Source organism: Stenotrophomonas maltophilia (assembly GCF_003970865.1).
Lineage (GTDB): Bacteria > Pseudomonadota > Gammaproteobacteria > Xanthomonadales > Xanthomonadaceae > Stenotrophomonas > Stenotrophomonas maltophilia_AR.
This window is the reverse complement of the sequence record NZ_RXLZ01000018.1, coordinates 13,881-34,877: the sequence shown is the minus strand read 5'-3', so window position 1 is coordinate 34,877 and position 20,997 is coordinate 13,881. Positions and strand designations below refer to the sequence as shown.

Below are 20,997 nucleotides of genomic sequence, written 5' to 3'. Positions count from 1 at the left end.
GGCACCATCAGCGTCCAACGGCAAGGAGCCCACGCATGAGTGACGCGATCACCGCCATCCTCGATGTGCACGACACCCCGCGCACGCGTAACGACAGCCAGGGCATGCTGCTGGCGCTGGCGACTGAGCAGCCGGTCCAGCTCGGTGCGCTGATGCTGCTGGCCCTCGCCCGGCGTTCGCCCAGCTCGGCTTTTCTCGACATGGCGCTGGATCTGCTGCCCGACGAAGCGGTTGCGCCGGTCTGTGCCGAGGCCTGGCGTCGCTATCGTGATGGCGAGCGCGGCGAGCTGCTGGCCAGCGTGATCGAATTCACCAGCTACCAGGCGCCGCAGGTGCTGCAGGACGACTGGGAGGCCTTGCTGGCGCTGGCCACCGAAGACGAGCTGCAGCTGGCTTCGCAGGTATGGCAGGGCCTGCCGTCCGCCACTGCCGCGCAGTGGGCGCGGATCCTGTCCGGAGCCGATGATGATCGCGAAATGGCGCGGGCCAGGGCGCTGCTGCTCGCCGCCCAGCCCGAGACCTATGCCGTTGCCCGCGGCTACCTCGCTGACTGGGGCGCGCTGGATGCTGAGGTCTGGGCGCATTGGGCTGACGTGGCCGATGGGCCGCTGCCGCGCCGCCTGCATGGGGAGCGGTCGCTGCACATCCGCTTTGGCCGCGAGCAACACCGCGCGCAGCAGGCGGACGAACCGAGCTGGCGCAAGCGCATCTGGCGCCTGCACCCGACCTGGAATGGTGGGCAGGTACACCATGCCGGGCAGATGGGAGGGCCGCTGGAAGCGTTGTGTGGCAGCTGCCATGCACCGCTGCAGCGGCTGCTGCGAACCGACGCTGCCGCGCTGCAGCCGGGCGCGGCGGGTGAGATCACGCTGGGCCTGTGCCTGGACTGCTGCGGCTGGGAAGACCCGCCGGTGCGCTTCTATCGCCACGATGCCGTCGGCCTGCCCAGCTGCCACCCCAGCCAGCGTCTGGAGGTGCCGGCCACGCCGACCGACAGCGGTGACCTGATGCAGGCCGAGGTCGGCCTGGCCGCCATGGACACCTCGCGCTGGCGGCAGCAGGACTGGGGTCAGTCCAACCATCGGCAGAACCTGTCGCGCGTGGGCGGCGCACCGAGCTGGGTGCAGAGTGCCTGGTATCCGGCGTGCATTGATTGCGGTGAGGAGATGCCCTTCGTGATGCAGCTGGATTCGACGCTGCCGACCACCGGTGGAGGCGCGCTGCTATGGGGCAGTGGCGGCATGCTCTACACGTTCTGGTGCGCGAAGTGCCGGGTGAGTGGGCATTTCTGGCAGTGCACCTGAGCACAGCGTCCTCGCCAGCGCTCTGGTAGATGCCAACCTTGGTTGGCACGCCTCATTGCCCTGGTAGGTGCCAACCTTGGTTGGCACGCTTTTCGGCACCGCGCCAGTCGAGCAAGCTCGACTCTACGGCTCTACGCGGAACGGCCCATGCCCTTGCAGCTCCTGCTGGTAACGCCGCACACCCTGTCGCTCCTGCCGGCACCAGTCCTGCAGCGCTTCTGCGAACTCCGTATCAGTCACCCAGTGCCGGCTGCGCACCAGTGTCGGCAGGAAGCCCCGCGCCAGCTTGTGCTCGCCCTGTGCGCCCGGTTCGAAACGGGTCAGCCCTTCGCGCAGGCAGTATTCGATGCCCTGGTAGTAGCAGGCCTCGAAGTGCAGGCCGGGCAGGGTGGCGCCGCCCCAGTAGCGGCCGTACAGGGTGTCGCCACCGCGCAGGCACAGCGCGCCGGCAATCGGCTCGCCGTCCTGTTCGGCCAGGAACAGCACCAGCCCGCGGCCCAATGAAATGGCCAGATGGCGCAGAAAGGCCTCGGTGAGCGCCGGGGCGTTTCCGTACTCGAGGAACGTCTGCAGATAGAAGCGATACATCGCCTGCAGGTCTGCGCGGCTGGCTTCATCGCCGTGCACCACGCGGAAGGTGATGCCCTGGCGGGTGACCTTGGCCCGTTCCTGGCGGATGTTCTTGCGATGCTTGTGGTTCATCGCGCCGAGGAACTGGTCGAATGTCGCCCAGTCACCCGGGTTCTGCCACTGGAACTGCACGTCTTCGCGCAGCAGCCAGTCCTTGCCGAACAGCGCCTCGTCCACTGCGGTGTGGAAGTTGATATGGGCCGAGGACACGTCCAGTGCCGGCAGTGCCTCGCGCAATGCCGACAGCAACGCTGCGCGCCCTGAATCGTGACGGGCCAGCAACCGCGGGCCGGTGACCGGCGAGTACGGCACCGCGCCCAGCCACTTCGGATAGTAGTCGCGGCCGTGGCGGGCATAGGCGTTGGCCCAGGCATGGTCGAACACGAACTCGCCGTGCGAATTGGTCTTCAGGTAGCCCGGAATGGCGCCGACCAAGGTGTCGCCTTCCCAGAGCGTGAAGTGCCGAGGCTGCCAGCCCCAGTCTTCGCGCAGGCAGCCGTGCTGTTCAAGGCCTGAGAGAAAGGCGTGGCTGACGAAGGGGTTCTGCCCGTCGTGCAGGGCATCCCAGTCGGTGGCGGGAATGGACTGCAGGGAGTCGAGGAAGCGGGGGGAAGGCATGAGGGAAGGATAGGGCAGATGAAACAGAAAGGCCGACGCACTGGCGTCGGCCTTTTATCCGGAATCGAGCGTGGCTCGACCCTACAGAAGCGGGTCAGCCTCTCAGCTGGCCTTGCCCTGTGCGTCCAGGAATCGCTCGGCGTCCAGTGCGGCCATGCAGCCGAAGCCGGCCGAGGTGATCGCCTGGCGGTAGTGCTGATCGGCCACGTCGCCAGCGGCGAAAACGCCTTCAACCGACGTCTGGGTGGCATTGCCGCCCAGGCCCGAACGGATTTCCAGGTAGCCGTTGTTCATCGCCAGCTGGCCGTCGAACAGGGTGGTGTTCGGGTGGTGGCCGATGGCCACGAAGAAGCCGTGGGCGTCGATGTCGCGGGTGCTGCCGTCCAGGGTGGACTTCACGCGCACACCGGTCACGCCGGCGTCGTTGCCCAGCACTTCCTCCACCTGGTGATGCCAGACGGTCTCGATCTTGCCTTCGGCCACCTTCTTGAACAGCTTGTCCTGCATGATCTTTTCCGCCTTCAGCGTGTCGCGGCGGTGGACCAGGTAGACCTTGCGGGCGATGTTGGACAGGTACAGAGCCTCTTCCACGGCGGTGTTGCCGCCACCGACCACGACCACGTCCTGGTCGCGGTAGAAGAAGCCGTCACAGGTGGCACAGGCGGACACGCCGCGGCCCTTGAACTCGTCTTCGGTCGGGATGCCCAGGTACTTGGCGGTGGCGCCGGTGGAAATGATCAGCGCGTCGCAGGTGTACTCGTGGCTGTCGCCGATCAGCTTGAACGGGCGCTGCGACAGGTCGGCGGTGTGGATGTGGTCGAAGATGACCTCGGTCTCGAAGCGCTCGGCATGGGCCTGCATGCGCGCCATCAGGTCCGGGCCCATCAGGCCGTGGGCGTCACCCGGCCAGTTGTCCACCTCGGTGGTGGTCATCAGCTGGCCGCCCTGCTGCAGGCCGGTGATGACGACCGGCTTCAGGTTGGCGCGGGCGGCGTAGACGGCGGCGGTCCAACCGGCCGGGCCGGAACCGAGGATGACGAGGCGCTGGTGGCGGGAGGGCAGGCTGGTGCTCATGTAAACTCGCGAAAAGGTAGATGGGACAAGGCGCTGGCGATATTTGCGCAGCATCCGTGGCAGGTCATAGAGTGGCGGCTGGGGCAGGGCGATTCAAGCCGATGAACAGAACGCCGTCATCCAGCGGTGGTTCCGGCGCTCTGAATGCCCTGTCGGATGTCGCATAACTGAAAACTGACGCCGTCTCATTTATTATCAATCACTAACAGCGCATTCCAAAGGTATGGTCTAAGGTGGCGAAGCAGGTCCCCGAACGCTCCAAGTCCGACGACAGCAAGGCGTCACGTCGCACGGCCGCGGCGGCGGCGACCGACAATCCACGCCGCCAGCGCCTCTGGCGCGATCTGGGTCTGATCGCCATCGCGCCGGCCCTGCTGTACCTGGCGGCCAGTCTTTTCACCTATTCAGCCACTGATCCGGGCTGGTCGCATACCGGCAGCGTGGTCGCGCCGGTGCACAACCTCGGCGGCCGCGCCGGCGCCTGGATCGCCGACGTGCTGCTGCAGCTCTTCGGCTACATCGCCTTCCTGCTGCCGGTGGTGCTGGGCGCGCTGGCGTGGATCGCCATGTTCGGCCTCAAGCGCGAGAGCAAGGGCGAAAACGACCTGGACCCGGCGCTGCGCCTGGTTGGCCTGGTCGGTTTCCTGATCGCCGGCACCGGCTTCCTGCATGTGCGCCTGTTCAGTGGCGATGTCTCCAGTGCCGGCGGCATCCTCGGCAAGCTGGTCGGCAATTCGCTCACGGTGGGCTTCGGCGCGTTGGGGGCGAACCTGTTCGTGCTGGTGCTGCTGCTGGCCTCGATCACTCTGGCCACCGGGCTGTCCTGGTTCACGGTGATGGAGAAGATCGGCCGCGGCGTGATGTCTCTGGCGCCGTTGCTGGCGCGCAAGAAGGAAGAAGTCACCGAGTGGCAGCAGACCCGGGTGATGCGCGAGGAGCGCCAGGAAGTGCGCAAGGCCGACGCCGAGGTGCGCGCCAAGCGCGAGCCGGTGAAGATCGAGCCGCGCCCGGAACCGGTGATCGAGAAGAGTGACCGGGCCAAGCGCGACACGCAGATTCCGATGTTCCGTGGCGTCAACGGCGATGGCTCGGACCTGCCTCCGCTGGCCCTGCTGGACGACCCCAAGCCGCAGCCGGTGGGCTACGACAAGGAAACCCTGGACGCGTTGTCGCGGCAGATCGAGTTCAAGCTGAAGGATTTCCGCATCGATGCCCAGGTGGTCGGTGCCAACCCCGGCCCGGTCATCACCCGCTTCGAGATTGAGCCCGCGCCGGGTATCAAGGTCAGCCAGATCAGTTCGCTGGACAAGGACATCGCGCGCGGCCTGTCGGTGAAGTCGGTGCGCGTGGTCGATGTGATTCCGGGCAAGTCGGTGATCGGCCTGGAAATTCCCAACGTCACCCGCGAGATGATCTACCTGTCCGAGCTTTTGCGCTCGAAGGAATACGACAAGTCGACCAGCGTGCTGACCCTGGCGCTGGGCAAGGACATTGCCGGGCGCTCGACCGTGGCCGATCTGGCGCGCATGCCGCATCTGCTGGTGGCCGGTACCACCGGTTCGGGCAAGTCGGTGGCGGTCAACGCGATGGTGCTGAGCCTGCTGTTCAAAGCCTCGCCGAAAGACCTGCGGATGCTGATGATCGACCCGAAGATGCTCGAACTGAGCGTCTACCAGGGCATCCCGCACCTGCTGGCGCCGGTGGTCACCGACATGAAGGAGGCCGCCAACGGCCTGCGCTGGTGCGTGGCCGAGATGGAGCGCCGCTACAAGCTGATGAGCGCGGTGGGCGTACGCAACCTGGCTGGCTTCAACAAGAAGGTGAAGGAAGCCCAGGACGCCGGCCAGCCGCTGATGGACCCGCTGTTCAAGCCGAACCCCGAACTGGGCGAGGCGCCGCGCCCGCTGGAGACGCTGCCGTTCATCGTCATCTTCATCGACGAATTCGCCGACATGATGATGATCGTCGGCAAGAAGGTGGAAGAGCTGATCGCGCGCCTGGCACAGAAGGCGCGTGCGGCCGGCATCCACCTGATCCTGGCCACGCAGCGCCCGTCGGTGGACGTGATCACCGGCCTGATCAAGGCCAACATCCCCACCCGCATCGCCTTCCAGGTCAGCTCCAAGATCGACTCGCGCACCATCCTCGACCAGTCCGGCGCGGAAACCCTGCTGGGCCACGGCGACATGCTGTACCTGCCGCCGGGCACTGCCATGCCCGAGCGCGTGCACGGCGCCTTCGTCTCCGACGAGGAAGTGCACCGCGTGGTCGAACACCTCAAGGCAATGGGCCCGGCCGACTATGTCGACGGTGTGCTGGACGAAGTGCAGACGATGGGCGACGGCGTGGTCGTCGGCGCCACTGGTCTGCCCGAGAACAGCTCTGCCGGCGATGAGTCCGACCCGTTGTATGACGAAGCCCTGCGGGTGGTCACCGAGACCCGCCGCGCCTCGATTTCCGGCGTGCAACGCCGGCTGAAGATCGGCTACAACCGCGCGGCGCGACTGATCGAGGCCATGGAAGCGGCCGGCGTGGTCAGTCCGCCCGAGCACAACGGCGACCGCACGGTGCTGGCACCGCCGCCGCCGAAGTAAGACCCGACGTATCCCCCACGACGTCCAAGGAACCGACGCATGCTTCACCCCGTACCAAGCGCGCTGGCACTGGCGCTGGCAGCCTTCCTGGCTGCCGGCCCGGCACTGGCAGACACCGCCACCTCCGCGCCCGCCACGGCGCCGCCTTCCACCAGCGGCGATACCGAAGCCAGCAATAATTTCAGCATTGTCCGTTACCGCGCCGATTACCAGGTGCGGCCGGATGCGGGCAATGTGCAGACCGAAACCTACGAAGTCCTGCTCAAGACCAAGGCTTCCGTCGAGCAGTTCAGCCAGGTGCGGCTGAGCTACAGCGAGAAGATGGAGACGCTGGAAGTACTTGGCGCCTACACCATCACCGCCGATGGCCAGCGCCGCGACGTCCCGGCCGACCGCATCTACACCCAGGAGAGCTACTCCAGCGCCTCGGCGGCGATGTATGCCGACCGCAAGGTGCGGGTGATCGTGTTCCCGAACCTGGCCCCGGGCACGCGCCTGTACTACCAGGTGCGCCGCACGCAGGCTACGCCGTACTTCCCGGGTTACTTCGGCCTGTGGGAAACCTTCAACGTCTTCACCGAGTACGAGGACGCCGAGGTCACCCTGAGTGCGCCGGCCAATCTGCCGATGTTCGTCGACAGCCGCGGCGTGCAGGGCAGCGACCGGCCGACGGTGAAGAACGGCCAGGCGCAGTGGCGCTGGCGCTATCAGCGGCGCGAAGCCATGCCGGCACAGAACTGGTCCGCGGCGGGATGGGAGTTCGGCCCGAACATCATGGCCAGCACGTATCGTGACTGGTCGCAGATGGGGCGCGCCTACCAGCTCAAGGCTGGTCCGGCGGCGCAGGTCACGCCGGAACTGCAGGCGCTGGCAGACGAAATCACGACTGGCATCAGCGACCGTCGCGAGCAGGCTGATGCGCTGTACCGCTGGGTGGCGCAGAACATCCGCTATGTGGCGGTGTACCTGGGCAACGGCGGTCTGGAGCCGAACAGCGCGCAGAGCATCCTCGACAACCACTACGGTGACTGCAAGGACCATGTGACGATCCTCGAGGCGCTGCTGGCGGCCAAGGGCATCGCCAGCTCGCCGGTGCTGATCGGTGCTGGCGGTGGTCCGACGCTGCCGAAGATTCCGGTGCTGGGTCGCTTCAATCACGCCATCACCTATATCCCGGAATTCGATCTGTACCTGGATTCGACCACCGCATGGGCGCGCTTCGGGCAGCTGCCGGAAGGTGACCTGGGTGCGCCGGTGATGCGTACCCGCGACGCCACGCTGGCACGCACCCCGGCCAACACGCCGGAGCGCAATGCCACCTCGATGGAGGTGCGTTTCACCTTCGACGCGAATGGCAACCTGCGCGGCGAGACGATCCCGAAATTGGGCGAGAACGCCGAGATCGGCATGCGTGCCCAGTTCTCCCAGCTCAACGCGCAGAACCGTGCGCGCGCTGAAGAGCAGATCATGGCCGCCTCCGGTTTCGACGGGCGAGGGCAGCTGCAGATCCAGGGTGTGCCGGTCGACCTGACCCGGCCGTTTGGCTATCGCATGGCCTTCCAGGCCGAAGACTACGCCGACTTCAGCGTGGCCGGCGGCATGGCCGTGCCGGACCCGCCGGGTGGCGAATCGGTGCGCGGCCTGTACGCCACCGCCTCGGCGCCGGCCAACGAGACGCCGTTCTACTGCAATGCCAGCCTGCGCGAGGAAACCTATCGCCTGCAGTTCCCGGCCAATGCACCGATCATCGCCATCCCGGCCAGCCAGCGTTTCAGTAACGCCGCGGGTGAGTACCGGGTCGACTGGAGCCGCGAGGGCCAGGACGTGATCGTGCACCACCGCTTGCAGCAGAATGCGGTGCGTGGGCCGGAGGCGTTGTGCCAGCCGCAGGACTATCCGGCGTTCCGCGCGCTGTATCGCGAAGTGCGGCGCGGCTTCCGTGGCCAGGTGCTGTACGGCAAGCTGCCGGCATCCGGCGGCTGAATCGCCGATGGACGTTCAGGGCGGCATAATGTCGCCCTGATCGCCCATTCATCTTTCCCCGGGCACACTGGCAACCACCTTTCCTGGCGCCCGCGCCCACAGGATTCCCGCATGAACTTCCGCTTCCGCCGTTTCCTTGCCACCACCACCCTGGCCGTGGCCTGCGCCGCCGCCGGCAGCGCCTGGGCTGGCGCCCGCGATGACCTGAAGACCTTCACCAGCGGCCTGAAGGGCCTGGATGGCCAGTTCAGCCAGCAGGTGTTCGACAGCCGCGGCAAGGTGAAGGAATCGACCAGCGGCCGCGTGGCACTGTCGGCGCCGCGCCTGTTCCGCTGGGAATACGTGCGCCCGCACGAACAGCTGATCGTGGCCGACGGCAAGAAGGTCTGGATGTACGAGCCGGACCTGGAACAGGCCACTGTGCGCGAGCAGGGCAAGGAAGAGCAGAACAGCCCGCTGACCGCGCTGATCAACCCGGCGCTGCTGGAGCAGCAGTACGACCTCAGCGAAGAGGCCGCCCAGCGGGATGGCCTGCAGTGGCTGTCGCTGTCGCCGAAGCGCGATACCGAAGCCAGCTTCCAGTACGCCGCGCTGGGCTTCAACGCCCAGGGCCTGGCCAAGATGGAAATCACTGACGCCGTCGGCCAGCGCACCGTGATCAGCTTCAGTGGCTGGAAGCGCAACCCGGGCTTCGCCGCCGGCACCTTCAGCTTCACCCCGCCGAAGGGCACCGACGTCATCGGTAATTGATCTCTGGGGGGAAGCGCTTTGGTGGGTGTCAACCTTGGTTGACACGCTTTTGATCTGCCGGCCAGCGGCCGGCACTACCGATTCCTGTGGCTTGGCGCTGGTGGGTGCCAACCTTGGTTGGCATGCTCTCGCGGTACAATGACCGCGTGCCAAGACATCGCTCCACTTCATTCCCCGGCCCCGATCTGCTGAGCGTTGATCGGGAACACATGCGCCCGCTGGCCGAGCGCATGCGCCCCCGCACCCTCGACGAAATGGTCGGGCAGAAGCGCCTGCTGGCGCCGGACAGTGCGTTGCGTCGCGCGGTCGAATCTGGTCGCGTGCACTCCATGATCCTGTGGGGGCCGCCGGGCTGCGGCAAGACCACGCTGGCGCTGCTGCTGGCCGAGTATTCCGACGCCGAATTCCGTGCCATCTCCGCGGTGCTGTCCGGCCTGCCGGAAGTGCGCCAGGTGCTGGCCGAGGCCGCGCAGCGCTTCGCCGAAGGCCGGCGCACCGTGCTGTTCGTGGATGAGGTGCACCGCTTCAACAAGGCGCAGCAGGATGCGTTCCTGCCTCACATCGAGCGCGGCACCATCCTGTTCGTCGGTGCCACCACCGAAAACCCGTCCTTCGAGCTGAACTCGGCGCTGCTGTCGCGCTGCCGCGTGCATGTGCTGGAAGGCGTTTCGCCGACCGACATCGTCGAGGCGCTGGAGCGTGCGCTGGGTGATCGCGAGCGCGGCCTGGGCGAGGAGGGCATCGAGGTCGCTCCCGAGCTGCTGCTGGAAATAGCCACGGCCGCCGATGGTGACGTGCGCCGTGCGCTGACCCTGTTGGAGATCGCCGCCGAACTGGCGGGCGGGGAGGGCGGTCGCATCACGCCGCAGACCCTGACCCAGGTGCTGGCCGACCGTACCCGTCGCTTCGACAAGGGCGGCGAGCAGTTCTACGACCAGATCTCGGCGCTGCACAAATCCGTGCGCAGTTCCAACCCGGACGCCGCGCTGTACTGGCTGACCCGCATGCTCGATGGCGGCTGCGATCCGTCCTATCTGGCGCGCCGACTGACCCGCATGGCCATCGAGGATATCGGCCTGGCCGATCCGCGTGCGCAGAGCATGGCGCTGGAGGCCTGGGACATCTACGAGCGGCTGGGCAGCCCGGAAGGCGAACTCGCGTTCGCCCAGCTGGTGCTGTACCTGGCCAGCACCGCCAAGTCGAATGCCGGCTATGCGGCCTTCAACCAGGCCAAGGCCGACGTGCGTGAAAGCGGCACCGAAGAGGTGCCGCTGCATCTGCGCAATGCGCCGACCAAGCTGATGAAGGAACTGGGCTATGGCGCCGAGTACCAGTATGACCATGATGCCGAAGGTGGCATCGCGCTGGACCAGACCGGCTTCCCGGATGCGATGGGCGAACGGGTGTATTACAACCCGGTGCCGCGTGGGCTGGAAATCAAGCTGAAGGAAAAGCTGGATCGGCTGCGCGCGGAGCGTGAGGCGGCGCGGGCAGCAAAGGGTCGCTGACCCCGCTTGTGTAGCGTCGAGCCATGCTCGACTTCGCTCTTGGCCGGACTGTTGGCACATTCGGTAAAGCAGTCGAGCAATGGCTCGCCACCACATTGTCCTGCACGCGTGCATTTGGCACACTGCGCGGCCACATTTTCAAGGATCGATGCCGTGCAGGAAATGATTCTGCCGTTGAAGCGCTATGCCCAGTTCGAGGGTCGCGCCAACCGCCGCGAATACTGGATGTACCAGCTGTTCCTGTTCCTGGTCGCAACCGCGGTGACACTGCTGGCCGGTGTGCTGGCGATCCTCCTGCGCAACAGTGCCGATGCACTGGCTGGCATCCTGATCGGCATGGTGGTGCTGCTGTGTGTGATGTGGCTGGCCACGATCGTGCCACTGATCGCCGTGACCGTGCGCCGCTTGCATGACTGCAACCAGTCGGGCTGGCTGTACCTGCTGGCATTGGTGCCGGGTGGGGGCATCGTGATCCTGATCTTCGCGCTGCTGCCGGGCACGCCGCAGGAGAACATTTATGGTCCGGTGCCTACGGGGCCGTGACCTTGCATGAGTCGAGCATGGCTCGACTCCGCAGCGGCAAAGAAGAGAAGCCGGCGTTTCGCCGGCTTCGTCGTTACTTCAGGCTGCAATCGCCGAAGGACAGGTAGTCCGAGCCGGAGCTGAACTGCAGCGTGCAGCTGGCGGTGAACACGGCACCTTCTTCAAGCGCGCCGAACTTGGTGGCCTGCGGGTCGTCGGAGGTGGTCAGGCGGGCCAGGACATTGCCCTGGTCATCGCCGGCCTCGATCAGCGGCTCGCCCTGCAGGTTGCTGGATACACCCAGCGCCACTGCGGTGAAGGTCACCGTCTGGTTGAGTTCTTCCATGCTCAGCGTCGAATAGCCGGCTTCCTCATAGGCCTGGTAGAGCGTTGGCAGATCCTGCGCGGCATGGGCGGCCAGCGGTGCGAGCAGGCCGAGGGAGAGTGCGATCAGGGTGGTGTGCTTCAAGGGAGTCTCACGATCATGGGATCCAATCCCATGGCGGTCATGGCGCGGATGAACGCGACCGGACCGACGGCAGACTGCCCGCCCTCCTGGCCGCGCTGTAAGCGGGGCGATCCAATGCCCCGGTGGCCGGCAAAATAGGGGAAATGCCGTGCCCAGTGCAAGCGGGTCATCGCGCGCGTGATACACAGCGTGACGTTCGATCGATGTGATAATCATTCGCGTTTAAGGTAGACTGCGGTCCCTTGTGAACCGGCGGCCCTGGGCCGCTTCTGCCGCCGCTGATGAAGCATTTCGTCCCGCCTTCGCGCCGTGGTCCGCTGGCCCGCGGCCTGGCCGCCTTGATGATGGGTCTGCTCCTGGCCACCCCGTACGCCCATGCGCAGCAGCGCAATCCGCTGCAGAAGATCGGCCACACCGTGCTCGACGAGCCGGCGGCCAGCTATCGTTTCGAGCATTTCGTGGTGGACAGCCCGGATCAGCAGCGCCGTTGGCGGGTGAATCTGGCAATCCCGGCCAAGGCCGGCAAGTCGCCCTCCCCGGTGCTGTACGCGCTGGACGGCAACGCCGTCGCCATGGTCCTGGACCAGCCGTTGCTGGCCGAACTGGCTGCGCGCAAGGCGCCGCCGGTGCTGGTGCTGATCGGCTACGACAACGACCTGCGCATCGATTCCAAGGCGCGCACCCGCGACTACACCGCGTGGATCGACCGCGCAGATGACGAGAGCGGTACGACCCAGGCGGTCGGTGGTGGCGCCGCAGCCTTCCTGGATGTGATCGAACGCCGCATCAAGCCGGAAGTCGAACGTCGCGCACGCATCGATACGCAGCAGCAAGCGCTGTGGGGCCACTCGCTGGGTGGCCTGTTCGTGCTCAATGCGCTGTACACCCGTCCCGCCGCCTTCCAGTCCTATCTGGCGGCCAGCCCGTCGCTGTGGTGGAGCCAGGGTGCGGCGCTGGGTGATCCGGAACAGCAGTTCGTGCAGAACGTGCATGGCCAGCCGTCAAAGCTCTGGCTGATGCTGGGCGGTGCCGAGCGTGTTGGCGATCGCGGCAAGCGCGACATGAACAATCCGCGCGTGGTCGCGCACCTGCGCCGCATCGGTGGCGCCACCCCGGATGCGGCGATGCAGTTGTCCGAACGGTTGGCCAAGGTGCCGGGCATGAGCGTGCAGTACCGCGAGTTCGACGGCCTCGGCCACGGCCCGATGCTGCCCGCCTCGTTCCATGCCGCGCTGCACGAGCTGTACGGCGTAACCGACCGCAGTGCCGGTGACGGTGCGCCCAACGGCGGTGACAACGCCGCCGAATGAATCCCCTCGCATGCCAAGGCGTGCGACCCCACTACCCAGGCGAGGCTGCCGATGTGCAGCGGCCCAGGCAACCGATGAATCCCGCGTCACGTGGCGCGGCCTACGTGTGCAAGGAGCCTTCCATGTCGTTCCGTCCGTCTTTCCGTCTCACCTCTCTCGCCGCCGGCCTGTTGCTGGCGGTGACCGCCACCGCACAGCCGGTGTTCGACCAGCCGGCCAACGCCACCTTCAAGGGCGAGGTCGTCTCGCGCGGTGAGAACGTGGTTCCCGGCAGCACTGCCGACGTGGTCGGTCGTGGCTTCGTGCCGGGCCAGAAGGTCAACCTGCTGCGTGGCGACAGCGTGCTCAATACGCAGCCGCTGGTGGTCGATGCCGATGGCAACTTCAAGACCCAGCTGAGCATTCCGGCCGACGCGGTGCCGGGCACCCACCCGGTGGTGGTGCGCGCCAGCCAGCCGGCCGCAGCCACCGTGCTGAAGCTGCGCGTCTCGCCGCAGCTGCCGTTGTCCGGCCAGGCGCAGTTCGCCACCCAGTCCAACAAGCTGGTGCCGGGCCTGTATCAGTCCGCCTACAGCGCCGCCAGCAACGCGGTGTTCGTGACCTCGGCCGTGGGCCGCCCGCCGGTGACCCAGTCGCAGCTGCTGAAGCTGGACCCGAAGTCGCTGAAGGTGACCAAGGCGATCACTCCGGCGCAGGTGCCGGGCAGCACCAATGGCGCGGTGTACGCGGTCTACGGCGTTGGCGTGGATGACACCAACGGCAACGTGTGGGTCACCAACACCCGCCAGAACTCCATCGCGGTCTATCGCCAGAAGGACCTGTCGCTGATCCATCAGTTCCCGGTCGATGCCGTGCCGCACGCGCGCGACGTGGTGGTCGATGGCACTCACGGCAAGGTGTTCGCGTCGGCCACGGGTGAAGACCACCTGTCGGTGTTCGATGCCAAGACCCTCAAGGAGCTGCCGGCGGTGACGCTGGAATCCGGCGTGGATGACGGCAAGTTCACCCCAATGAGCCTGGTGCTGGACGAGAAGGGCGGCAAGCTGTTCACCGTCAGCATCGGCACCCCGGAAGCGGCGGTGATCGATGTGGCCAGCGGCAAGGTGGAAAAGGTCATCGACCTGGGCAATTCGATCAGTGCCTCGGGCGTGGCCTTCGACGCGGCGCGCAACCGCCTGTACGTGGCCTCGCAGGGCACCGACAACCTGCTGATCGTCGATGTGGCCGCCGGCAAGGTGCTGCACGATGTGCCGGTCGGCGCCGGCGCGCTGAACGTCGCCTTCGATGATGCCTCCGGCCTGGCCTACGTCAGTAACCGTGGCGCTGGCACGGTCACCGTGGTGAACGGTGACGGCAAGGTGGTCGCCAATCTTGATGGCGGCACGCTGCCGAACCACGTCCGCGCCGATGGCAAGGGCAACGTGTTCGCGGTGAACAAGTCGCGCGGCGCTGAAGACCCGAAGGGTGACCGTATCACCCGCATCACCCCGAAGCAGTAAGTCACAGGGCAGGGCGGCGTGCGCGTCGCCCTGCCAGCAAGGAGAATGTGCATGAACATCGCGTCCCGTCTGCGCCTGTGTGCGCTTCCGTTGGCTGTTTCGCTGGCGCTGGCTGCCTGTGGCGGTTCGTCGGCTCCCTCTGATGCCAATACGCCTGCCGAGTCGCCCGCAGCAACGGCGGCCGCTGCGGAAACCGCGTTGCCGGCAGGCTGGCAGCGCGTGGCAGGTGCCGAAATGCCGGCCGTGCATGACCAGAAGGCGGTGCTCCCGGCCAAGGTGCATTCCGACGATGGCGCTGACATTGAAGTGGCCGATACCAGTCGCATCATCGCCGGTGGCGACGACGTCATCGCGGTGATCGAGGCACTGGGCCTGGGCAAGCAGGTATTTGCCGCGCCGACCAATACCACCACCCAGGCCGGCCTGGCCGCGCCGCACCAGTTCCTGTTCAACCGAACCACTGGCGTGGAGGGCGTGCTGAGCCTGCAGGGCTCGCTGTTCCTCGGCAACAGCCTGCGCCGCCACACCGAGCTGGCCAAGAAGCTGCGCGAAGTGGGCGAGCCGGCCGTGGTCATCGATGACCTGCAGCCGGCGCCGGACAAGGTGCGCAAGGTCGCCGCCGCACTAGGGCTGGCCGAAGCAGGGCAAGCACTGGCCACGCAGGTGCAGCGTCAGCTCGACGAGGCTGCAGCGATTGGCAAGGGCCTGGGCCATGCGCCACGACTGATCCACGTGTCGGCCACCGGCGCTGGCGGCTCACCGACCGTGGCCGGTGCCGACAGCGCCTCGGCGCAGCTGATCGCGCTGGCTGGCGGCGTCAACATCGGCACCGAGGCGGGGGTGAAGAACTACTCGCAGCTGAGCAATGAAGGCGTGGTCGCCGCGGCGCCGGAGGTGATCCTGGTGACCGAGCATGACCTGCAGCTGTTTGGTGGTGCCGAAGGCCTGTGGAAGGCATACCCGACGCTGAAGCAGACCCCGGCCGGGCAGGCCAATCGGGTCTGGGTGATGCCGGACGTGCAGCTGAAGTACACCAGTGTCGGTTCCGGTGCTGGCGCGCTGGCGCTGGCCAAGGCCCTGGCGGCGTTGCCGAAGGCATGAGTCCGGCGGATCGGCGCCGCCGCCGCGGGCGGACGATGTTGCTGGTGGCGTTGCTGGCACTGCTGGGTGCGGTGCTGGCCTCGTTCGCCGTGGGCCCGCTGCGGCTGCCGCCGCTGGAGGTGATGCAGGCGTTGGCGGTGAAGCTGGGTCTGCTCGATCCGCAGGCGGTCAGCAGTCGCGACCTCGCCGTGGTCTGGCAGCTGCGTATTCCGCGCGCCCTGTTGGGCGCGATGGTCGGTGCGTCGTTGGCAATGGCCGGTGCCAGCCTGCAGGGCCTGTTCGGTAACCCGCTGGCCGACCCCGGCATCGTCGGTGTCAGCCAGGGCGCTGCGCTGGGTGCGGTGGCTGCCATCGTGCTGGGGGCTGCCGGTGCGGCAGGCTGGCTGGTGCCGGTGGCCGCGTTCGTTGGCGGTGCGCTGGCGATTGGCCTGACCTACGCGCTGGCGCGGCCCGGCAAAGGAAGTGGCAACGCCACGCTGCTGCTGGTCGGCATCGCGATGGCCGCGTTCTGCTCCGCGCTGATCGGTTTCCTCACGTACATCGCCAGCGAAAGCGAACTGCAGTCGCTGGTGTTCTGGCAGATGGGCTCGCTGGCGCGTGCCAACTGGGCCGATGTGGCGGCGGTGGTGCCCCTGTTTGCCATCGGCGTGTTCGCGTTGCAGCGGTTGGCCACGCCGCTGGACATGCTGGCGCTGGGCGAACGCCAGGCGCAGCATCTGGGGCTGGACGTGACCCGCACGCGGCGTCGCCTGGTGGCGTTCAGTGCGCTGCTGGTGGGCGCGGCGGTGGCCTTTGCCGGTTCGATCAGCTTCGTTGGCCTGGTGGTGCCGCACGTGGCGCGCCTGCTGGTCGGTCCTGGCCATCGCTGGCTGCTGCCGTTGTCCGGCCTGCTCGGTGCACTGCTGATCGTGGTGGCCGACACCGCGGCACGCACGCTTGATCCGCCCGCGGAGATTCCGCTGGGCCTGTTCTCGGCCGCCCTGGGCGCGCCGTTCTTCCTCTGGCTGGTGCTGCAGCAGCGCCGCAAGGCGGCTCCATGAGCGTGCTGCTGGAGCTGCACGAGGTGGTGGTGCGCCGCCAGCAGCGCGAGATCCTGCATGGCATCTCGCTGGCATTCGAGCCGGGGACGGTGACTGCCCTGGTTGGCCCGAATGGTGCAGGCAAATCCACGCTGTTGGCGGTGGCTGCCGGTGACCTGCGTGCCGACGTGGGTGAGGTGAGCCTGCTGGGCAAGCCGTTGGCCAGCTACAAGGCGGGACCGCTGGCACGCGAGCGCGCGGTGATGCCGCAGGAGCATGGTGTGCGCTTTGCCTTCAGCGTGGAGGAAGTGGTGGCGATGGGGCGGTTGCCGCATCCGCCGGATCCGGTGGTGGACGACGCCCAGGTGGAGGCGGCAATCGATGCCGCCGAACTGCAGGTCCTGCGCCTGCGCGAGGTGCAGCAGCTGTCCGGTGGCGAGTCCGCCCGCACCACGTTCGCGCGCGTGCTGGCGCAGGACACGCCGCTGCTGCTGCTGGATGAGCCGACCGCTGCGCTGGATCTGCGCCATCAGGAGCGCACGCTGCGCAGTGTCCGCGCCTGTGCCGAAGCCGGTGCGTGCGTGATCGTGGTGCTGCACGACCTCAATCTGGCCGCCGGCTATGCCGATCGCATCGTGCTGCTGGAGCAGGGCAGGGTGGCAGCCGATGGCACACCGTTGCAGGTGCTCACCGAAGACAATCTGCAGCGGGTTTACCAGCAGGATGTGGTGGTGCTGGAGCATCCGCGGCGCGGGGTGCCGCTGGTGGTGGTGACCTGAGCGGACGCTCGCCTGGCTGCGCCGCGTATCATGGTCGTTTCGCTTTTCTCAATGGACTGATGCAATGATCCGTACCGTTTCTCGCGGGGTGCTGCTGACCGCGATGGCCGCTTCTGTCTGTGCCGCCAATGCGGCCTCCACGTCCTCGGTGTCACTGGTGAGCGCGTCCGAGCAGGCGTCGCTGATCGAGACCCGGCATTCCGCGGGCGACGGCACGCCGGTCGCCACGATGTCGACCCGCCACTATGCCAACGACGAGTTGTCGGTGAGCTGGGACGACCAGCAGGTGCTGGTGCTGTGCAAGGAAGCGGCGTACCTGAAGATTCCTGCCGCGAAAGCGGATGCGCGTGCGCTGAGCGCGGAACAGCGGCAGATGATCGTCTATCAGGCGGTGATGTCGGGGCTGGGCGCGATTGCAGCCGTGGCCGAAGCGGCGGGTGATTCGGTGCTGGTGGCTGACGACGGCAGTGAGCTGCGCAGCACGGCCGAAAGCAACTGGGCCTATGGTGTGGAGCGCTATGACGTCACGACGCAGCGCATGGCCGATGGTGTGTTGCGGGTGCGTGCGCTCAAGGCCGAGACCGTGAACAACGCCAAGCCCGCTTCGCCGGACGATATGTTCAGCACCGAGGATGATCAGGCGGCGCGCCTGTCCGAGCTGGCGCCGGTTGGGAGCTGGACCGAGGTGCTGATCCACGGTGGCCCACGGCTGCCGCACATGGACCCGGCGACGTCGCTGAAGGGGTGGATCTCGATGGGGGATGACCAGGCAGCGACCGTGGCGGATGCCCGCACCCTGCATGGGTGCAAGTAAGGCGCCAGGCACTCATCACAGCCACCCATGGGGTGGCTCTACTGTGGTGTGCATCGTTCCATTTTTGTGATCAATATTCACTTGCGCGCCAGATTGGCAGGTCTAGAATGCGCCCCATGAACCGGATGCCGCTCCTGAAGTTTTTCACCCTGACCCGCGCAAGCGCGGAACGGGCGTGTCTGCCTGGAGCCCCACGAGGCCGTTGAAGCGGCCATCGCTGGACCTTCGACAGAGCGCCCTCCGGGGCGCTCTTTTCGTTTCTGATTTTCCGCAAGTCGACTGACAGTCGACTCTACCCAGTCGGCCCTACCCAGTACTCAAGGAGAACGTGCCATGCACCAGATCGCCGAGACCGAACGCTAGCCGCGCACCCTGTCGCCAACCGGGGTGTGCGGCCCCTGAAGTTGGCTTTGCAGGAATCTTTTTATGAACACCCAAGTCCTTTCCCGTCGTCGCAACCTCGGCATCATTGCCCACATCGACGCCGGCAAGACCACGCTGACCGAACGCCTGCTGTGGAAAAGCGGCGAGATCCACCGCGTCGGCGAAGTGCACGACGGCAATGCGACCACCGACTTCTCGGCGATCGAGCGCGAACGTGGCATCACCATCGGCGCCGCCGCCGTGCAGGCGCAGTGGGCGCCGCGTGACCTGCCGCCGCATCGGCTGACCCTGATCGACACCCCCGGCCACATCGACTTCGCTATCGAAGTCGAGCGTTCGCTACGCGTGCTTGACGGTGCCGTGGCGGTGTTCTCGGCCGTGGACGGCGTACAACCGCAGTCCGAAACGGTGTGGCGCCAGGCGCGCCGCCATCGCGTGCCGCTGATCGCCTTCGTCAACAAGATGGATCGCGTCGGTGCTTCGTTCGAGCGCGTGCTGGAGCAGCTGCAGGACAAGCTGCGGGCGCGGCCGTGGGCACTGGGCGTGCCATTGGGCAGCGAAAGCGACTTCAATGGCTGGGTCGATCTGGTCGACGAGCGCGTGCTGCAGTGGCGCGACGGTGCGGCGACGGTCATCACCCCGTGGGACGACGCGGCACGCGCGCAGTGGCAGGCTCAGCGCGATGCGCTGGTCGAGGCCGTGGCCGATCATGACGAAGAACTGGCCGATGCCTGGCTGGAAGGTCGCGTGATCGATGCCGGGCAGCTGCGCGCGGCGATCCGCCGGGCGACGCTGGCGGGTGCGGGCGTGCCTGTGCTGGCCGGTGCTGCGTTCAAGGACAAGGGCATCGAGACGCTGCTGGACGCCGTGGTCGATTACCTGCCGTCGCCGCTGGATCGCCCTGCCGTCAGCGCTGAAAGCGATGAGGGCGAGGTGGTGCTGCCGTCGGATCCGGACGGTCCGCTGGCGGGCCTGCTGTTCAAGATCACCCACCAGCAGCACGGCGCACTGAGCTTCGTGCGGCTGTACTCGGGCACCTTGAAGGTGGGCGACGCCGTGGCCAGTTCGCAGCATCCGCAGGGACGGCGTGTCAGCCGCCTGGTGCGCGTGCAGGCCGACCAGACCCACGACATTGAGCAGGCCGTGGCCGGTGACATCGTCGCGGTGCTGGGCTGGAAGGATGCGGTCAGTGGCGAGACGCTGAGCAGCCGTGCGCAGCCGCTGCGCCTGGAGAACATCCAGGCCCAGGCGCCGGTGCTGGCCTGGCGCCTGGAGCCGGCGCGTGCGGCCGACCTGATCCGGATGGCGCAGGGCCTGGCCAGCCTGGCCCAGGAAGATCCCTCGTTCCGCGTCGAAACCGATCGCGACACGGCGGAGACCCTGGTCTGGGGCATGGGCGAGCTGCACCTGGAGGTGATGGTCGAACGCCTGCGCAGCGAATGGAAGGTGGACGTGGGCGTGGGTTCGCCGCGCGTGGCCTACCAGGAGACGCCGGTGCGTGCGATGACCGGCGTGGTCGGGCGGCTTGTCAAGCAGTCCGGTGGCCAGGGCCAGTTCGCGCACGTGGTGCTGGATGTTTCGCCGCGCGAGGACGACCAGGTGGTGTTCAACGACCGCATTGTCGGTGGCGTGGTGCCGCGCAGCTTCATCGCGGCGGTGGAGAAGGGTGTGCGTGCTGCGCTGTCGGAAGGGCCGCAGGGCCATCCGGTGGTCGGTATCGAGGTCAGTCTTGTCGATGGCCAGACCCATGCCAAGGACTCTTCGGAGATGGCGTTCCACCGTGCGGGTGCCGAGGCGATCAAGGCGGCGCTGGCCGAGGGTGGCACGCAACTGCTGGAGCCGGTGATGGCGGTGACGGTGCATTCGCCGTCGGCGTCGGTGGGTGATGTGGTTGGCGACCTCAACCGTCGCCACGGCCGTATTGCCCGCATCGACGACCAGGACGGTCGCGCCGAGGTCAGTGGCTTTGCGCCGCTGGCGCAGCTGGTGGGTTACACCACGTCGCTGCGTTCGCTCAGTCAGGGGCGGGGGAGTAGTGAGGCGCACCTGCACGGTTACGAGCCGGTGCGCGCTGCATGAGGAAGGTGAGGGGAGCCCGTTCGCGGGCTCCCTTTTTTTGTGGTCGGGAATGTGCATCCACGCATGGCGTGGATCTACCGGGTGTCGCACGTGAGTCTGCAGTAGATCCACGCCATGCGTGGATGGATTCGGCGCGGCGCGCGAAACGTTTTTTGCATTGCATCGCAACAAAACTGCAGAAAAAGCTGGATTAAAGTGATGCCTCACGATAAATTGCGCACCCGCCGTTGCTCGCCGCCGCCCGCACCCCTCTCATGCGTGATGACAAAGACCCCGGAACCCTGGAGCTGACCTTGCCGCGAAAGCGCGGCCGTCCGCCCAAGTTCGGGTACGCAATGAGTGACGCGCAGCGGGCCGCGCGCTATCGCGCCCGCCGGGCAGGGCAGGCCAACCATGCCGATGTGCGCGCCTGCTCGGACATGGTGCTGCTGGACAAGATCCGTGCGGCGGTGAGTGCACGCGACACCGAGCTGGCCGGCTTCCTGGTCCACGTTCTCTGGCAGCGCTACCCCCTGCAGCTGAAATAGGCCGTCGGTGGGGTGGCCGTTGTCATCGAGCTT

The 20,997-nt window shown here is 66.9% G+C and carries 17 protein-coding genes; 14 read left to right on the top strand and 3 right to left on the bottom strand.

Annotation, left to right across the window (positions count from 1 at the left end):
* The first annotated feature begins 35 nt into the window (after positions 1–35).
* The gene (locus EKL94_RS08020; RefSeq protein ID WP_126928687.1) at positions 36–1,304 is read left to right on the top strand and encodes a hypothetical protein; all 1,269 of its coding nucleotides are present in this window, start codon (positions 36–38) and stop codon (positions 1,302–1,304) included.
* Positions 1,305–1,427: 123 nt separating this feature from the next.
* Here the strand turns inward: EKL94_RS08020 and EKL94_RS08015 are convergent, their stop codons facing one another.
* The gene (locus EKL94_RS08015; RefSeq protein WP_126928686.1) at positions 1,428–2,552 is read right to left on the bottom strand and encodes a GNAT family N-acetyltransferase; all 1,125 of its coding nucleotides are present in this window, start codon (positions 2,550–2,552) and stop codon (positions 1,428–1,430) included.
* 102 nt (positions 2,553–2,654) lie between these two features.
* Entirely contained in the window at positions 2,655–3,626 is a 972-nt protein-coding gene (gene trxB, locus EKL94_RS08010) for a thioredoxin-disulfide reductase (RefSeq protein ID WP_126928685.1), read from the bottom strand.
* Between the two features lie 233 nt (positions 3,627–3,859).
* Between trxB and EKL94_RS08005 the strand changes: the two genes are divergently transcribed.
* The 5 genes from EKL94_RS08005 to EKL94_RS07985 all read left to right on the top strand — a co-directional run bounded on the left by EKL94_RS08005 (position 3,860) and on the right by EKL94_RS07985 (position 11,004).
* Positions 3,860–6,220: a DNA translocase FtsK gene (locus EKL94_RS08005; protein ID WP_126928684.1), complete on the top strand. Its 2,361-nt coding sequence runs from the start codon at positions 3,860–3,862 to the stop codon at positions 6,218–6,220.
* A 39-nt stretch (positions 6,221–6,259) separates the two neighbouring features.
* Positions 6,260–8,203, top strand: a complete 1,944-nt coding sequence (locus EKL94_RS08000) for a DUF3857 domain-containing protein (RefSeq protein ID WP_126928683.1) — start codon at positions 6,260–6,262, stop codon at positions 8,201–8,203.
* A 111-nt stretch (positions 8,204–8,314) separates the two neighbouring features.
* Positions 8,315–8,953 carry an outer membrane lipoprotein periplasmic chaperone LolA gene (gene lolA / locus EKL94_RS07995; RefSeq protein ID WP_126928682.1) on the top strand — a complete coding sequence of 213 codons (639 nt, stop codon included), beginning with the start codon at positions 8,315–8,317 and terminating at the stop codon, positions 8,951–8,953.
* Between the two features lie 122 nt (positions 8,954–9,075).
* Positions 9,076–10,461 carry a replication-associated recombination protein A gene (locus EKL94_RS07990; RefSeq protein ID WP_126928681.1) on the top strand — a complete coding sequence of 462 codons (1,386 nt, stop codon included), beginning with the start codon at positions 9,076–9,078 and terminating at the stop codon, positions 10,459–10,461.
* Between the two features lie 153 nt (positions 10,462–10,614).
* A complete protein-coding gene (locus tag EKL94_RS07985) occupies positions 10,615–11,004 on the top strand; it encodes a DUF805 domain-containing protein (protein WP_126928680.1) in 390 nt (129 codons plus the stop codon).
* 73 nt (positions 11,005–11,077) lie between these two features.
* On the opposite strand, the gene EKL94_RS07980 is transcribed toward EKL94_RS07985, so the two are convergent.
* On the bottom strand, positions 11,078–11,452 hold the full coding sequence (locus tag EKL94_RS07980; protein WP_126928679.1) for a hypothetical protein: 375 nt from the start codon (positions 11,450–11,452) through the stop codon (positions 11,078–11,080).
* Between the two features lie 281 nt (positions 11,453–11,733).
* Between EKL94_RS07980 and EKL94_RS07975 the strand changes: the two genes are divergently transcribed.
* From EKL94_RS07975 to EKL94_RS07940, 8 genes are all read left to right on the top strand, one after another.
* Positions 11,734–12,762: an alpha/beta hydrolase gene (locus EKL94_RS07975; protein ID WP_126928678.1), complete on the top strand. Its 1,029-nt coding sequence runs from the start codon at positions 11,734–11,736 to the stop codon at positions 12,760–12,762.
* Positions 12,763–12,884: 122 nt separating this feature from the next.
* Complete coding sequence (locus EKL94_RS07970; protein ID WP_126928677.1) at positions 12,885–14,261, top strand: YncE family protein; 1,377 nt, start codon at positions 12,885–12,887, stop codon at positions 14,259–14,261.
* 51 nt (positions 14,262–14,312) lie between these two features.
* Entirely contained in the window at positions 14,313–15,362 is a 1,050-nt protein-coding gene (locus tag EKL94_RS07965) for a heme/hemin ABC transporter substrate-binding protein (RefSeq protein WP_126928676.1), read from the top strand.
* Positions 15,359–16,402, top strand: a complete 1,044-nt coding sequence (locus EKL94_RS07960; protein ID WP_012480148.1) for a FecCD family ABC transporter permease — start codon at positions 15,359–15,361, stop codon at positions 16,400–16,402. The genes EKL94_RS07965 and EKL94_RS07960 overlap by 4 nt, the downstream gene beginning before the upstream one ends.
* Positions 16,399–17,160 carry a heme ABC transporter ATP-binding protein gene (locus tag EKL94_RS07955; protein ID WP_126928675.1) on the top strand — a complete coding sequence of 254 codons (762 nt, stop codon included), beginning with the start codon at positions 16,399–16,401 and terminating at the stop codon, positions 17,158–17,160. The genes EKL94_RS07960 and EKL94_RS07955 overlap by 4 nt, the downstream gene beginning before the upstream one ends.
* Before the next feature lie 64 nt (positions 17,161–17,224).
* Entirely contained in the window at positions 17,225–17,974 is a 750-nt protein-coding gene (locus EKL94_RS07950) for a hypothetical protein (protein WP_126928674.1), read from the top strand.
* Positions 17,975–18,400: 426 nt separating this feature from the next.
* Complete coding sequence (gene fusA, locus EKL94_RS07945; protein ID WP_126928673.1) at positions 18,401–20,437, top strand: elongation factor G; 2,037 nt, start codon at positions 18,401–18,403, stop codon at positions 20,435–20,437.
* A gap of 254 nt (positions 20,438–20,691) precedes the next feature.
* Complete coding sequence (locus EKL94_RS07940) at positions 20,692–20,964, top strand: hypothetical protein (RefSeq protein ID WP_006366874.1); 273 nt, start codon at positions 20,692–20,694, stop codon at positions 20,962–20,964.
* Positions 20,965–20,997: the final 33 nt, after the last annotated feature.

Excerpts from the sequence above, each read along its gene's own strand:
- EKL94_RS08020 (WP_126928687.1), top strand. The coding sequence starts at position 36 with ATGAGTGACGCGATCACCGCCATCCTCGATGTGCACGACACCCCGCGC.
- EKL94_RS08015 (WP_126928686.1), bottom strand. The coding sequence starts at position 2,552 with ATGCCTTCCCCCCGCTTCCTCGACTCCCTGCAGTCCATTCCCGCCACC.
- trxB (WP_126928685.1), bottom strand. The coding sequence starts at position 3,626 with ATGAGCACCAGCCTGCCCTCCCGCCACCAGCGCCTCGTCATCCTCGGT.
- EKL94_RS08000 (WP_126928683.1), top strand. The coding sequence starts at position 6,260 with ATGCTTCACCCCGTACCAAGCGCGCTGGCACTGGCGCTGGCAGCCTTC.
- lolA (WP_126928682.1), top strand. The coding sequence starts at position 8,315 with ATGAACTTCCGCTTCCGCCGTTTCCTTGCCACCACCACCCTGGCCGTG.
- EKL94_RS07990 (WP_126928681.1), top strand. The coding sequence starts at position 9,076 with ATGCTCTCGCGGTACAATGACCGCGTGCCAAGACATCGCTCCACTTCA.
- EKL94_RS07975 (WP_126928678.1), top strand. The coding sequence starts at position 11,734 with ATGAAGCATTTCGTCCCGCCTTCGCGCCGTGGTCCGCTGGCCCGCGGC.
- EKL94_RS07970 (WP_126928677.1), top strand. The coding sequence starts at position 12,885 with ATGTCGTTCCGTCCGTCTTTCCGTCTCACCTCTCTCGCCGCCGGCCTG.
- EKL94_RS07965 (WP_126928676.1), top strand. The coding sequence starts at position 14,313 with ATGAACATCGCGTCCCGTCTGCGCCTGTGTGCGCTTCCGTTGGCTGTT.
- EKL94_RS07960 (WP_012480148.1), top strand. The coding sequence starts at position 15,359 with ATGAGTCCGGCGGATCGGCGCCGCCGCCGCGGGCGGACGATGTTGCTG.
- EKL94_RS07955 (WP_126928675.1), top strand. The coding sequence starts at position 16,399 with ATGAGCGTGCTGCTGGAGCTGCACGAGGTGGTGGTGCGCCGCCAGCAG.
- EKL94_RS07950 (WP_126928674.1), top strand. The coding sequence starts at position 17,225 with ATGATCCGTACCGTTTCTCGCGGGGTGCTGCTGACCGCGATGGCCGCT.
- fusA (WP_126928673.1), top strand. The coding sequence starts at position 18,401 with ATGAACACCCAAGTCCTTTCCCGTCGTCGCAACCTCGGCATCATTGCC.
- EKL94_RS07940 (WP_006366874.1), top strand. The coding sequence starts at position 20,692 with ATGCGTGATGACAAAGACCCCGGAACCCTGGAGCTGACCTTGCCGCGA.